We start from the raw sequence: 13,683 nt of genomic DNA, 5'->3' as shown, positions 1-13,683 counted from the left end.
CGTTCCAAGCCGCGGGCTGCCGTGAGCAGCCGCGGCCGAGCGACTGCGTACAATGTAAACACACACTGCTCATGAACGTCGTACAGGATCACCATCAAGGAGATGTCTTCCTGGTGAAACCCCATGTGTACGCTGGGGACTTCCGGGCTGGGGAGGTCGCGTTGGAGTCGTCGAGGAAGCGTCTCGATCGGGATGGCCTGACGGCCACCGCCCTGGCACTGGCCGACGCGGAGGGCCTGAGCGCGGTCACCGCACGCCGGGTCGGCCAGGCGCACGGAGTCTCGGCGATGGCCTTGTACCGGCACTTCCGCGACAAGGAACAGATCCTCGACGCCCTGGCGGAACGCCTCCTGGCCGAGGTCCGGCTGCCCGAGGCCGATGACCGTCCGTGGGACGCCCAACTCCGTGATGTCCTCATGGCACTTCTCTCGGCGCTGCGTCCGCATGCCGCCGCGTCCGAACTCGTCATCACCAGGGTCCTGGCCTCCCCGCCGGGACTGGAGCTGACGGAGAGGACGCTCGGACTGCTGGCCGCCGCCGGCTTCCACACGGAGCAGGCCGCGGAGATCGCCGGTCAGGCGTTATGTTCGGTGGTCGTTCTCGTCGTCACCGAGCCCGGCCACGGTCACGGTCACGGTCACCTGGAGGATCCCGAGCTGCGGGATGGCGTCGTCCGGGCCAGGCAGGCCGCACTGGAAGCCCTCTCCCCCACGCGCTACCCGCATGTCGTCGCGGCGGCCGGCGCGCTGGCGTCCTGCGCGAGCCGGGACGTCTACTACGAGCACGGTGTCGATCTCATCGTCTCCGGCATACGCGGTGTCCGGGCGGAGACGAGAGCCGACGTCGCCTGACCGCCCGCCGACGGCACGCGGAGCCCGACGGGCACCGTGGTGCCCAGGACCCCGCGGTACCCGTGTGCCCCGGCGCCCGCGGCACCGAGATGCCAAGACCCCCGCTCGAACCCTTCGCCGTCCCGGGCCGGCATGGCGAACTCCGCCTGCCGAGGCGGACGCCACCGGGAGCGTGATGCCAATCACCCGCGCCTTCCGGGTCTCCGTACGAACAGGGGAGTAGAAATTAGCCGGTAACCGTAACTTCTGAGCCATCCCGGTGGGGGCGAGGAGATATACATGAGCGTGTTGGATGGCATCCTGGCAGGTGTCCGTGAGGACCTTGAGCAGCGCAAGAGCGAGACGCCTCTCGCGGAGTTGCGCGCACGGGTGGCGGACATGCCGCCCGCCATCGACCCCCTGCCGGCTTTCCGGGCCGAGGGTGTGTCGATCATCGCCGAGGTCAAGCGCAAGAGCCCGAGCAAGGGCGATCTCGCCGAGATCCCGGATCCGGCCTCTCTGGCCGCCCGGTACGCAGCCGGTGGCGCCTCCGCGATCAGCGTGCTGACCGAGCGGCGCCGCTTCGGAGGATCACTTGCCGATCTGGACGCCGTACGCGCGCACGTCGATGTCCCGGTCCTCCGCAAGGACTTCATCGTCGATCCGTACCAGGTGTGGGAGGCCCGTGCGCACGGTGCCGACCTGGCGCTGCTGATGGTCGTGTCCCTGGACGGAGGTCAGCTCGCCGACCTGATCGGGCTGTGCCGTCAGGTGGGCCTGACGCCGCTCGTGGAGTCGCACACCGCCGAAGAGCTCCAGCGGGCAGCCGGCACGGAGGCGCAGGTGCTGGGGATCAACGCCCGGGACCTCACGACGCTGGAAGTCGACCGTTCGGTCTTCGCCGACCTCGCGCCCCTCATCCCCCAGGGAAGGGTCCGCGTGGCGGAGTCCGGGGTGGCCGGTCCGGAGGACGTCGCCGAGTACCGGCGCTGGGGCGCCGACGTCGTGCTGGTCGGTGAGGCCCTGGTGCGCTCGGGAGACCCGCGGACCTCCGTTCGTGAGTTCATCGATGCGGCGAACGCGCGAGTACAGGCGTCCTGACTCCCCGACCGCCGACACGGGCGTACACACCGACCCACACTCCCGGCCTACCTGCGAGACCACACCATGTACGTGAAGATATGCGGCCTGCGTCACCTGCCCGATGTCGAGTGCGCTGTCGAGGCGGGCGCGGACGCGATCGGGTTCGTCCTGTCCGAAAGCCCACGTCAGGTGAGCCCGGAGGTCGCCGACCGGCTGGCGGCGGCGGTGCCACCGGACGTGCTCACGGTCGCGGTGTTCCTCGGTGTGCCCGTGCCCCGGATCCGCCGGGCTGTGGCCGGGTCGCACCTGCGTGCCGTTCAACTGCACGGCGACTACCGGCCCGCCGACTTCGCGGCCCTGCGTGACCTGCCCGTCCGACTCGTCCGCGCGACGTCCCCGCAGCCGGGCGAGCGCCTGCGCACCGGCGACAGCGGCGAGGACATCCTCCTCCTGGACTCACAGCGCGCCGGCTCGGGCAGGACCTGGGACTGGTCGTCGGTGGCCGACCCGGGCGGCCGGTGGATGCTGGCGGGCGGTCTGCACCCGGGCAACGTCGCGGAGGCCGTGGCCACCGTGCGGCCGTGGGGAGTCGACGTGTCCAGCGGCGTCGAGTCGAGCCGGGGGGTCAAGGACCAGGGGCTCATCCGGGAGTTCGTCGCCGCGGCGCGGACGGACCCACCGGCCTGACCAGGCGACGCATGAACACCCGGGGAGCAGGACGACGTTGTCGAGGACAGGCGTCCACATCGTCACGCCGAACCTGTCCCGGGCGCTCGGCGCCTGCCCTCAGAGCTGTCGTGCGACCTCTGTGGCCCAGTACGTCAGGATGATGTGGGCGCCGGCCCGCTTGATGCCCGTCAGGGTCTCCATGATCGCCCGGTCCCGGTCGATCCAGCCCCGCTCGGCCGCGGCCTCGATCATCGCGTACTCGCCGGAGATCTGGTACGCGGCCACGGGCACGTCCGCGCTGTCGGCGACCCTGGCGAGGATGTCCAGGTAGGGCCCGGCCGGCTTCACCATCACCATGTCCGCGCCCTCCTGAAGGTCGAGGGCGAGCTCCCGCAGCGCCTCGCGGGCGTTGGCCGGATCCTGCTGGTACGTCTTCCGGTCGCCCTTGAGCGACGAGGCGACGGCCTCGCGGAACGGCCCGTAGAACGCGGACGAGTACTTGGCGGTGTACGCGAGGACGGCGACGTCCTCGCGGCCCGCCGCGTCGAGCGCGCCGCGGATCACGCCGATCTGGCCGTCCATCATCCCGCTCGGCCCCACCACATGGGCACCGGCCTCCGCCTGGACCCGGGCCATCTCGGCGTACCGCTCCAGGGTGGCGTCGTTGTCGACGTGGCCGTGGGCGTCCAGGACGCCGCAGTGGCCGTGGTCCGTGAACTCGTCCAGGCACAGGTCCGACATCACGATCAGGTCGTCGCCGACCTCGGCGCGGACATCGCGCAGCGCGACCTGGAGGATGCCGTCCGGGTCGGTCCCTGCGGACCCGACGGCGTCCTTCTTGCTGTCCTCCGGCACGCCGTACAGCATGATCCCGGACACGCCCGCCTCCGCCGCCTCCACGGCGGCCTTGCGGAGGGTGTCCCGGGTGTGCTGGTACACCCCCGGCATCGAGCCGAGCTCCACCGGGGTGGTGATCCCTTCCCGCACGAAGGCGGGAAGGACCAGGTCAGCCGGGTGCAGCCGGGTCTCGGCGACCATGCGCCGCATCGCGGCCGTACGACGCAGCCGCCGGGGCCGCGCCGCGGGGAAGGAACCGTACGTCGTCATGTCCACCACGGTACGCCCGGTCCGACTGTCCTTTTACCGACAGTTTGTCGGCCCGGCGGGTTCAGGCCGCCCGGTACCGGCCCACCGCCGTCGGCGGTCCTGTCCGGCAGTCGCGGCAGCGCCCGGGGCGGGAGGCGCGGAACGCGCGTTCGCAGCCGTCGCAGGTCTGGAACGGGGCGGGAGGACCGGCGCCGGTGAGGGCGCGGGCAGGGGCGGCGGCAACAGCTCCCGGAGGCGGTGGGCGACCAGCCCGGCGGGTTCCTGAGGTCTGCGGGGAGGTCGGCGGTGAGGGCGCGGTGCACGACGGCGTCCGTGGCACCGGCGTCGAACCAGGCGGTGACGGCCGGGGCGAGCCGGTGCACATCACGGCGGGGAAGGGTGAGCCGGTCGGCGGTGCGGCGCAGGTCGCTGAGGAGGGCGACGGCGCGGTCGTGGTGCGGGTGGTGGGCGGTGCCTTCTTCGGACGGGGCCGTGGGCTCGGTCGGCACGGCCGGGGTGGTCGGGGCCTCCGGAACCTCCGGGGCGGCTGGGGTGGCCGCTTCAGGTTCTTCGGGCCGGTCCGGCGGTACGGCCTCGGGGAGTGCGGGCGGCACGGGTCCAGCGGGGGCGGCGTGGGCGACGCGTGCGACGTGGGCGGCGGCCCCGACGGGAGCGTGGTGCGCGTAGGTGCGGGTGACGAGCCGCCCCGCCGCGGTGCGCTCCCGTACGCGTTCCAGGTAGCCGCACGCCTCCAGCTCCCGCAGGGCGAAGGCGATCCGGTCCCGGCCTTCCGGGAAGCGTTCGGCGAGGCTGCGGATGTCGACGGCGGCGCCTTCCGGCAGCGACAGGGTGTGGGTGGCCAGACCGATCGCGGTCAGCGACAGCTCGCGGTGCTGGACGAGGTGGTTGCCGACGATCGTGTACCGGCTCGGCTGGTACGCCCGTACGTGGGTGACACCTGAGTGGGTGGTCGTTCGCCGAACACGCTGTTGCGGGCGTCCGGCACCGTTAGGCTTGGAGTAAGCCATGGGGAAGGTCCGTTCTTCCTCGATGGTCAGGCCCTCGCACTGGGATTGCCGTCCCGGCGGGGGCCGAAGCATGTGTGGGGTCTGTTCTGCGGCTTGCCAGGGCCGAGCCTGCACGGCTCGACGCGGCGAACGCCAGCCAGGCCGCCCGCTTTCACCCTCGTGAGTGACGTGGGCGGGGTTTGGCCGGTTGGGAGGGTTTTCTCCCCGGTTCTTTGCTCCTTTACAGCCCGCAGCCCGGGCCCCCGCTCCACCGGGCCACGTGTTTCCGGGCTCCGGTGCGTCGTTCATCCACAGGGTGGGGACGGGGCGGTGGGCGGGGCGAGATCGAGTTCCGCCCACACGGTCTTGCGCGGCGTCGGCCCGCACTCCACGCCCCACCGGTGCGCCAGTTCCTCCACCAGCAGCAGCCCGTAGCCGGACTCGCCGGGCACACCGTCCGCGGCAGGCGTGCGGGCGGGCATCCGGTCGCCCCGGGTGTCGGCGACTTCGATGCGCAGCGTCGCGGGCGCGTGGACGTAGAGGCCGAAGAGGAAGCAGCGGCCCCGGACCCGGCCGTGCAGGGCGGCGTTGGCCGCGAGTTCGGCGACGACGAGCTGGGCCGGGTCCAACGGCAGTCCCCACGAGCGCAGTTGCTCGACCGCGAGCAGCCGGGCGAGCCGGGCGCCCCGGCGGGTGGCGGAGAGCGGCACGGCGAACTCGTGCACGGGGGTGGGCGGTTCGGCGGTTTGCTGATTCATGTGACACAGCGTGTCCATGCGTGCATACGCTGTGAAGGAACGACGCCCGGGCGAACCTTCACCGTCCGGCGGATGTACGGCTGGCGCCCGGTTCTGTACGGGTCGTGCGGGGTGACCGGCCGGGGGCGCCCGGGGTTGGGCACGTAGGGACTCGACGGGGAGGCAGCGGAGATGGGTGACTCGGATACGGTTCTGGACGACGACGAGGCCGAGGCCGTGATCAAGTTCGTGAGCAGGCAGCTCAAACTGTGGCGGCAGGCCGCGGGCCTCACACAGACGGAGTTCGGGGCGGCCATCGGGTACGGGGAGGAGTTGGTCTCCTCGGTGGAGCGGGGTAAGCGGATTCCACGCCCGGAGTACCTGGACGCCTCAGATGAGGTGCTGGGCGCGGACGGCAAGATCTCGGCGATGAAGAAGGATCTGGCGGAGGTCCGGTATCCGAAGAAGGTACGGGACCTGAAGAAGCTTGAGGCGCGGGCAGTTGAGCTGTGTGCCTACAACAACTCCGTGATCCATGGGCTGTTGCAGACAGAGGAGTACGCAAGGGCCGTATTCAGTGCTCGAAGGCCGCCGTTCACCGAGCAGGAGATGGAGAAGAGACTCGCTGGGCGACTGGCCCGCCAGGAAATCATCCACAGCGCCAACGGGTTGCCGATCTTCAGCTTCGTACAGTGCGAGTCGACGCTGCGACGCCCTTACGGGGGCACAATGGTGATGCGCGAGCAACTCGAACGGTTGTTGGAACTCGGTCGGCTCCCGAGCGTTGACATCCAGATCATGCCTCTGGACCGTGAGGGGAACGCCGGGATGGACGGCTCGTTCCGAGTGCTCAGGCTCAAGGATGGAAGCACCGTGGGATACAGCGGAGTAGAGCTCATCAGCCGCGAGATCGCCGAGCTGGAACTTGCCCCCATCCTCGCCATCCGCTATGGGATCATCAGATCTCAGGCCCTCACCCCCCAAGAGTCACTGGACTTCATCGAGAAGATTCTGGAAGACACATGAACCTCACGCCGGTTTCCGGGGACGACCCAGCCCTCACGTGGACAAAGAGCAGCTACAGCGGCGCAGACGAGCCTGACTGCGTCGAAGTCGCCTGGACGAAGAGCAGCTACAGCACGCCTGAAGGACCCGACTGCGTAGAGATAGCCACCACCCCCGACACCATCCTCATCCGCGACTCCAAGAATCCCACAGGCCCCCGCCTCACCCTCACCCCCACCGCCTGGGCCGATTTCCTGCCCTACGCCTCCGGGCACTGACGGGGCGAGCCCCTGGCCCTGGCCCTGGCCCTGACCCTGGCCCGCGTCCGGTCGACGGGCGCGGGCCGCACCTCCATTCAGGTGAATCGGCGACCCGAGTGGCGCGCCGGAGTTCCCGGTGCCACGCTCTTGTGCTGGGGGGGGCGGACAGCCGAGGTACAGACCGTCGCGGCCGATCGCCGGCGGCGGACCCGCTGTCCACCACGCTCGGGACAACCTGACTCGCCCTGGAGTCGCCATGAGCTTCCCGCGTTTTCCCATCCTGATCGCCGTGACCCTGCTGATCTCGGGAACGGCCTCGGCCTCCCCTGACGCCGCCGCGGCCCCGACCGCCCAGCACGTCGAGGCGCTGGGACCGACGGTGTCCATCCCACCCGGCGAGTCCGCCCACTCCTTCGCACAGTGCCCCGACGGGCTGCACGTCAGCGGGGGAGGAAACCGGAGTCCCGAGGACGCGAGTGCCCTGCGGCTGACCATGACGCACCCGGCAGTGCGAAGCGGTGATCCGGAACACGACGGCTGGGAGATCGAGGCGGTCAACACGGACCGGACGACCGCCCACACCATCACCCCCTACGCCGTCTGCACGCCCGAGCGCCTCGTGCAACGGCACTCGGACGATCTCAGGGTCGATGGCGGGGCCACCGGATTCTCCCAGGTACCGTGCCAGCCCGACGAGGCGGTCACAGGAGGTGGCATGGAGCTGGGGCTCGCCCCGGGAGGAACCTCCCCGACCGTGTACACCCAGTTCTCCACGCCGAAGCCCGACCGATGGCGCATCGCGGCGACCAACCACGGCAACGCCACGGAGACGATGAGCGCCGTCGTCATCTGCTCGAAGACACTGCACGTCACCGTCGTCAGTGACAGCTTCACCGTGTTGCCCCCGGGCAGGAGCGGAACGGCCCAGGTCTCATGCCCGGCCGGGCGGGTCCCCGCCGGCGGCGGCACCGGCGACGTCACCGCGAACGGCGTCTACCTGTACGCTTCGTCAGGAGACCTCACGTCGAACACCTGGCTCATACGCGCCATCAACACCTCCGACCGGGAGAAGACCCTCCGCGCAGCGGTGACCTGCACCGCACCGTGACCCCTCGCCATCCGGCCCGTTCGTCCGACCGGGACGGACCGGGCCACCCCGACGACGAGGAGCCGTACACCCGGCAGCCGTACTACTGCCCGGGCCCCCGTACCGGTGTCAGGCCAGGGCGGGATGCGCCATGATGAGGGCAGGTCCACAGCGCATCAGCAGTGCCCTCTGGCACGCACGTGCCAGTCACCCGAGGCGTTGCAGGTCGTCCTCGGAGGTGACATTCCGGAGGAGTCCGCCGTCTCCCGGCGGACCGTTCCGGTGCTCCGCAAGGCTCTCGCCGGCATCGACGACGCCCGCCGGCGTGTCTCCGCCGAGCTGGAGCACGCGGAGGCGGTCGGGGCCCGGCTGGTGACGGTACTCGACCCCGAGTACCCGGCCAATCTCCGGCTCGTGCCCGATCTGCCGCCTTTCCTGTTCCACCTCGGGGCGTTGGATGACCGCGACGCCCGCTCCGTGGCCGTCGTCGGCACCCGTAGCGCGAGCGACGTCGGCCTGCGCCGCGCCGCCCGGAACAAGCCCCTGGCCGAACGGATCCTGACCGCGGGCGGCGCGCTGCTGTCGCAGTTCTGGCCAAGCTCGTCCACTGCGACCTGGACCTTCCCCCGCCGCAACGTGGTCACTTCCGGCGCGAGCCGCGGCAGCGTCGGCATTGAGGCATCCGCCACCTCCGGTGCGAAGATGCAGGCCAGGATCGCGGCCGCGCACCGCAAGCACCTCTTCCTCCTGCGCTCGCTGGCCGCCACCGAGGAGTGGGCGCGGAAGATGATCGCCGAGGGGGCGGCGGTCGAGGTCACCGACCTGGACGACGTACTCTGCCGTCTCGGAGAGCCCGAGAAGCTCCAGCAGGTCGGCCGGCAGCGGTTACAGCTCGCGCTGGCGGGTCTGTGAGCCGGCCGTTAGACCTGGAGCCGTTAGGGTTCCCCAACTGCCGCGCCTGCCCGTTCCGGCTGAACGGCACGCCGTCGACCTGCGCGGACTGCGCCGCAGAGACTCTGCGCCCGCTCGTACCGCGCCACTGTCCGGTGTGCAGCCAGAGCTGGGACGACGAACAGACGACCTGCCGCAACACGATCTGCCGCTGGCCACTGGGGACCCAGCCTGAACCGACCGCCCGACGCCAGCCGACTTCCGGCTCTGACTCCGGTTCGGCTGCACCGCCGCTTCGCCACGAGCGCCGCACCGGGCGGTCCGGCCACGGGAGACACCGGCCTCACGGCGGGCACACCGGGGAGGGACCGCACGGGAGGGGTGAAGGGAATGCGTGTTGGCCATCAGCACGTCGGACCGTGGACGCTCGACGATGTCCTGGCACTTCCGGAGGACACGGCACAGCGGGTGGAGCTGGTCGGGGGCGCTCTGATGATGAGCCCCCTGTCCGGCCTGCCGCACCAGCGCGTCAGCCACCGCCTGCACACCCTGCTCCAACAGGCCGCCGACAAGGCAGACGCCGACGTCGAGGTGTTCGAGGCCATCAACGTCATCGTCCCGGACGGCCTGGCCGTCTCAGGTCGCGTGGCGACTGCGGGTGAGCCGGAAGTCGGTTTGTCAGTGGCACTGGTTGTGACGGTGAGCGGGCGGCGCTCGGGACGGCTGTCGGTGGCCGGAGTGGTCGCCATGCGGCCCGGCTCCCGGACCCGGCTGTGCCACCGTCTGCGCACCCACCCCTCGGGCAGGGGCAAGCGCCTTCAGCATCACTCCGGCACCCTCGACGGCTTCATAGCGGGCACTGGCCTGGCCCTCGAGCTCTGGGCCCCCGGCGAGCCCATGGGAAACCTCGGCATTTCCCACGGACAGGGTGACGGAGACTCACCACCGTACCGATGCCCGCTTTGCGGGCCTTCGCCATACAGCGTGCTCAAAATAAGCTCAATTAAGTGAACATTCGTTGACGTTCCTGTGCGGATGCCGCATGGTCACTGGGAGGGCCGGGCGAAGAAAGCTTTCAACTGGACCTGCCAGCGGGGGGACTGGGGGCTTGCGCATCCTACGTGGCTTGCGCTTCACCATTTCCTCTTACCCGATTCCGTACCTCGGAATCGGATGCCATAGAGGGGAATCAAAGTCATGCGTTCGACAATTCGTAATGGTGCCATTGCCACGCTAAGTGCGGGTCTTGCTGCGATGGCGCTGATGGGAATGCCCGGCACGGCCGTCGCCGGGGGCGTTCAGCCTCCGGGGCCCACCACTACTGCCGCGAACTATGTCTCCTACCTGGAGGGCAGGGCGCTTGCGGGCGACGCTGAGGCCGCCGATATCGCCAGGCAGTTCAAGGCACTCTCGATCGAGGATCAGTACAGATTCCTCACGCTGATCAGTGACCAGAAGACGACCGAGGCGTACGTCGCGGCGGTTACAGACGCGACGGACGATGCAGCCGACGGCCAGGAGCTCGACACGCCACCCACGTCGTCGGTGTCCACGGCCGTGCTCGGCGAGGGGCACAAGGTCGAGATAGTGACAGAGACCGGAGAGGCCGCACCGGAGGTCCAGAGCGTCGCCAAGGCGGGCGGTCAAGCAGGTCCCGCCGCGGCTGCCAGCTACCACGACATGTGGGCCTCGTACACGGTCTACGACACGGTTTTCGGTATTCGCGTCACCAAGGTCAGCGTCCGCACCAACTACCAGGTCAACGGCACTGACACGACCAAGGTCTACCCCGGTAGCGCCACTCACTACAACTACGTCCCGGCTGCTTCGTTCTCCAACAGTCCGGTGAAGGAGTGGATCTCGTCCCCGCCGGCCGACAACGCCCAGTCGGAGACCGTCTGGACGGCCACCGGAAACTGCTCGAACCCATCACTACCGTGGCCTCGGTGGCTCTGCGGCTACTCATGGCTCTGATGGTTGCCGCATTCATCCTCTCCACTGTCCACGGCTGGCGCAGCGGCAGCGTCTGCAGCACGGACTGGACCTCCAACAGCTCATACACGGGGCGAGATTTCACCCCCGAACCGGGCGCCCGCGTCGGCTCCGTTCCGCGCTACTGCGCAGAGAGCGCAACTACCGCGCAGAACATCCTGGCCAACCTCGGCCCCCTGGCATCACTCGTCTTGAGCGTCGGGGGCCTCTTCTTCCTCAGCCTGCTGCTCCGCGGCGCCTCACGCGGCGGAGTGCACACACTGCAGACCGCCACCCGGCTGCGACTGCTGGGATGGTGGCTCCTCGTGGGTAGCGTGGCTGCTGCAACCGTCGCTGCTGTCTCGCGGACGGCCCTCCTGGCGTCACTCGCCCGCGGAGTGGATATCACAGCCGTCTCCTGGCTCCAGGCCTGGAATGCGCCCTATCTGGCCATATTTACTGGTCTTGGTCTGCTTACTTTCGCCCGGATCACCCGTGACGGTTCCAGGATGCGGGAAGACCTCGAAGGACTCGTCTGATGGCCCCCGAAGAAGACGGCGGCCATGCTGTTGTCGTTCACCTTGACAAGATTCTTCAGCGTCGCGGAATGACACTGACCGAGCCTGCCACTCGGGTGGGCGTGACAAACGTCAACCTGTCTGTACTCAAGAATGGTCGCGCAAAAGCGATCCGCTTCAGCACACTGACTCGCATCTGTGAGGTATTGGAGTGCCAGCCCGGCGACATCCTCACTGTTCGGACAGGCCATGGTGAAAATTCAAAAGCATGACCATCGAGCCTCGATGGTCAGCCGCTCTATCTGATGGGAGAGCATCGTGTACGGAACGATGGGCACAGGGATGAAGGTTGCAATCGGTCTGGTCGTCGTCCTGATCGTCGTAGGAATCACCGCTGGAGTGAAGTGGTTCAGGAAGTCCGCATCCACACACTCGACGGAACACTCCACGGACGACGAGTAGTTGGGGGTCGGGGAAGGGCGGACTGGGAACCGGCGCCAAGGGCCTTACCGACTTCGGCTTGTCGAGGTGGCGTTGGTTCGTCGAGGGTCAGGCCAGTGCCCGCTATGAAGCCGTCGAGGGTGCCGGAGTGATGCTGAAGGCGCTTGCCCCTGCCCGAGGGGTGGGTGCGCACACGGTGGCACAGCCGGGTCCGGGAGCCGGGCCGCATGGCGACCACTCCGGCCACCGACAGCCGTCCCGAGCGCCGCCCGCTCACCGTCAGAACCAGTGCCACTGACAAACCGACGTCCGGCTCACCCGCAGTCGCCACGCGACCTGAGACGGCTTGACCTTCCACTCGAACAGCTCGGCCGCCTGCATCCGCACGGTCTCCCGGCGCCGGCGTCCCCCAGCAGCCAGCCCGCCCCCTCTGCATATCGCACACAGCATGGGATACCACCACCACTCCAGGCCCGTCAGGGACTCCGCCGAAGTGCACCTGACGAGCCGAAGTCAGTATTGGCTGAATCCCGCGCTCTTGGTGCGGAAGTTCCTGGTTCTGGAGGCGCGGGGACGACACACCGGGCACGATACTCCTCGCAATCATCCAACTACGGATCGCTATCACGAGGGGCGCACATGGTGCCGAGGCGCGGGGACTGCTCCAACACGCTGACAATGCTGCACAACACCGTCCTGCACACCGGGAAAGACCTGCGGGAGGCGCTGGCCGGCGCGGTGGAGAAGCTGGAGGGGAGCGGGCGGGCCGCCCAGGAGGAGACGCAGAAGGCGGTCGGCGACGAGCTGAACCGGATGCGGAACGACCTGCGCGACGCGCGGAACCGGCTGGCGTCCAGCCGGATCGACCTCGGCGAGGAGGTGCAGCGGGCGCTCGCCCAGGTGCAGCAGGACATGCGGGCCGTCACGGCGGCGGTGGACAGGCTCGCCGAGGCGGCGGCGCCCGCGCCCGCGGCGCCCGCTGCCCCCGGGGACCCCTCGGGCGCGAGGACGGACTCCGCCGGGGCGTCCGGCCATGTGGACCCCCGTGTGCTCCCGACGCCGTTCGGCGTGGACGGGAGCGGCCCCGCCGCGGAGCCGTCCCCGGCCGGTGTCCTGACGGAGCCCGCCCTCGCGCCCGAAGGGTCCACGCCCGAGGGGTCCACGCCCGAGGGGTCCGCGGCCGAGGAGTCCGCGCCCATCCGCATTCCCGCGCAGCGCGACGGCGTGAGCGGGGCGGCGTGCGGAGAGGCCGACGGCGAGGCGGGCGGGGGGACGCGTAGCGCGGCGCGGGTCGAGCAGACCGTGCAGGACACCGTCCGCGCGGTCGTCGCCGCCGTCCGGGACGAGGTGCGCGCCCGACTGGACACGATCGCGGACGACTGGTGCGGCCGTCTGGACGCCGCACGCGAGGAGTGGCGGGCCGAACTCGGCCGGGTCCGGGAGGAGGTGGCCGCGGCGGCGGGGGCGCTGCGGGAACGTGACGCCGGGGCCGTCGCGAAGGTCACCGAGGAGCACACCCGACTGCTGCGGCAGGCCGCCCGGGTGTCGTCGGCCGTGCTGCTGTGCCACCGCGACGTCTGGGGGTTCATCACCGCCCACGCGGGCCGCCACCCGCACTTCCGCGTGCCACCGCAGGTCGCCGACACCGGGCAGGAGCGGGTGCGCGCCGACGTGTCAGGGCGCTCCCTGATCGCCCTGCTGATCAGCCTGCACACCGTCGAGGCCGGCGCCCGGGAGGGCGACGGCGACGGGGAACTCGCCGGCACCCTCTACGAGCGGATCCGCACGAGCCTCACCGGACTGGCCGGCGACGGGGAGCCGGTGACCATCGTCCTCGACGACCGCGCACACCCGGGAGCCGACACCGCCCGCACCGCGGGAGCCGAGTCGAACACCGACGACACGCCCGAGGACGAGGGTGAGGATGGGGAGGCGCTGTCCGACGGGGAGGCGACCGGCTTCGACGACGAGTAGCCGTTCACCCGCGGGCCCGCGCACCCGCCGGCCCCAGCCGCCGGACCCCGCCGACGGATGACGGGCGGGGTCCGGCGGGACCGGCAGGTCCGGCGGGACCGGCAGGTCCGGCGGGACCGGCAGG

At 70.0% G+C, this 13,683-nt stretch carries 14 protein-coding genes and 1 pseudogene; 12 read left to right on the top strand and 3 right to left on the bottom strand.

What is annotated here, in order from left to right:
* The first annotated feature begins 71 nt into the window (after positions 1–71).
* The 3 genes from ACSMXW_RS20855 to ACSMXW_RS20845 all read left to right on the top strand — a co-directional run bounded on the left by ACSMXW_RS20855 (position 72) and on the right by ACSMXW_RS20845 (position 2,600).
* Positions 72–851: a TetR/AcrR family transcriptional regulator C-terminal domain-containing protein gene (locus ACSMXW_RS20855; protein WP_485798267.1), complete on the top strand. Its 780-nt coding sequence runs from the start codon at positions 72–74 to the stop codon at positions 849–851.
* Positions 852–1,130: 279 nt separating this feature from the next.
* Positions 1,131–1,931 carry an indole-3-glycerol phosphate synthase TrpC gene (trpC, locus tag ACSMXW_RS20850; protein WP_485798265.1) on the top strand — a complete coding sequence of 267 codons (801 nt, stop codon included), beginning with the start codon at positions 1,131–1,133 and terminating at the stop codon, positions 1,929–1,931.
* 66 nt (positions 1,932–1,997) lie between these two features.
* Complete coding sequence (locus ACSMXW_RS20845; protein ID WP_485798263.1) at positions 1,998–2,600, top strand: phosphoribosylanthranilate isomerase; 603 nt, start codon at positions 1,998–2,000, stop codon at positions 2,598–2,600.
* Positions 2,601–2,699: 99 nt separating this feature from the next.
* On the opposite strand, the gene hemB is transcribed toward ACSMXW_RS20845, so the two are convergent.
* The 3 genes from hemB to ACSMXW_RS20830 all read right to left on the bottom strand — a co-directional run bounded on the left by hemB (position 2,700) and on the right by ACSMXW_RS20830 (position 5,433).
* Entirely contained in the window at positions 2,700–3,689 is a 990-nt protein-coding gene (gene hemB, locus ACSMXW_RS20840; protein WP_485798261.1) for a porphobilinogen synthase, read from the bottom strand.
* Positions 3,686–4,696 (bottom strand): helix-turn-helix domain-containing protein, encoded by a 1,011-nt coding sequence (locus ACSMXW_RS20835; RefSeq protein WP_485798259.1) that lies wholly within the window; start codon positions 4,694–4,696, stop codon positions 3,686–3,688. Before ACSMXW_RS20835 ends, hemB begins: the two co-directional genes overlap by 4 nt.
* A 284-nt stretch (positions 4,697–4,980) precedes the next feature.
* Positions 4,981–5,433, bottom strand: a complete 453-nt coding sequence (locus tag ACSMXW_RS20830) for an ATP-binding protein (RefSeq protein ID WP_485798258.1) — start codon at positions 5,431–5,433, stop codon at positions 4,981–4,983.
* A gap of 171 nt (positions 5,434–5,604) precedes the next feature.
* Between ACSMXW_RS20830 and ACSMXW_RS20825 the strand changes: the two genes are divergently transcribed.
* The 9 genes and pseudogenes from ACSMXW_RS20825 to ACSMXW_RS20785 all read left to right on the top strand — a co-directional run bounded on the left by ACSMXW_RS20825 (position 5,605) and on the right by ACSMXW_RS20785 (position 13,559).
* Positions 5,605–6,438 (top strand): helix-turn-helix domain-containing protein, encoded by an 834-nt coding sequence (locus ACSMXW_RS20825; RefSeq protein ID WP_485798256.1) that lies wholly within the window; start codon positions 5,605–5,607, stop codon positions 6,436–6,438.
* Entirely contained in the window at positions 6,435–6,695 is a 261-nt protein-coding gene (locus tag ACSMXW_RS20820) for a DUF397 domain-containing protein (protein WP_485798254.1), read from the top strand. The genes ACSMXW_RS20825 and ACSMXW_RS20820 overlap by 4 nt, the downstream gene beginning before the upstream one ends.
* Before the next feature lie 238 nt (positions 6,696–6,933).
* On the top strand, positions 6,934–7,785 hold the full coding sequence (locus ACSMXW_RS20815; RefSeq protein ID WP_485798252.1) for a hypothetical protein: 852 nt from the start codon (positions 6,934–6,936) through the stop codon (positions 7,783–7,785).
* A 261-nt stretch (positions 7,786–8,046) separates the two neighbouring features.
* Entirely contained in the window at positions 8,047–8,676 is a 630-nt protein-coding gene (locus ACSMXW_RS20810) for a DNA-processing protein DprA (RefSeq protein ID WP_485798251.1), read from the top strand.
* Between the two features lie 669 nt (positions 8,677–9,345).
* A pseudogene (locus ACSMXW_RS20805) lies at positions 9,346–9,471 on the top strand (IS630 family transposase); the annotation flags it as partial.
* A gap of 381 nt (positions 9,472–9,852) precedes the next feature.
* Positions 9,853–10,629 carry a hypothetical protein gene (locus ACSMXW_RS20800; RefSeq protein ID WP_485798250.1) on the top strand — a complete coding sequence of 259 codons (777 nt, stop codon included), beginning with the start codon at positions 9,853–9,855 and terminating at the stop codon, positions 10,627–10,629.
* Positions 10,620–11,165: a hypothetical protein gene (locus ACSMXW_RS20795; protein ID WP_485798248.1), complete on the top strand. Its 546-nt coding sequence runs from the start codon at positions 10,620–10,622 to the stop codon at positions 11,163–11,165. The genes ACSMXW_RS20800 and ACSMXW_RS20795 overlap by 10 nt, the downstream gene beginning before the upstream one ends.
* Positions 11,165–11,416, top strand: coding sequence for a helix-turn-helix domain-containing protein (locus ACSMXW_RS20790; protein WP_485798246.1), 252 nt, complete (start codon positions 11,165–11,167; stop codon positions 11,414–11,416). Before ACSMXW_RS20795 ends, ACSMXW_RS20790 begins: the two co-directional genes overlap by 1 nt.
* A gap of 808 nt (positions 11,417–12,224) precedes the next feature.
* On the top strand, positions 12,225–13,559 hold the full coding sequence (locus ACSMXW_RS20785) for a hypothetical protein (RefSeq protein WP_485798244.1): 1,335 nt from the start codon (positions 12,225–12,227) through the stop codon (positions 13,557–13,559).
* Positions 13,560–13,683 lie beyond the last annotated feature (124 nt).

Source organism: Streptomyces sp. DSM 116793 (assembly GCF_057320905.1).
The sequence above is the reverse complement of the archived record's forward strand: the minus strand, read 5'-3'. Positions and strand labels throughout refer to the sequence as shown.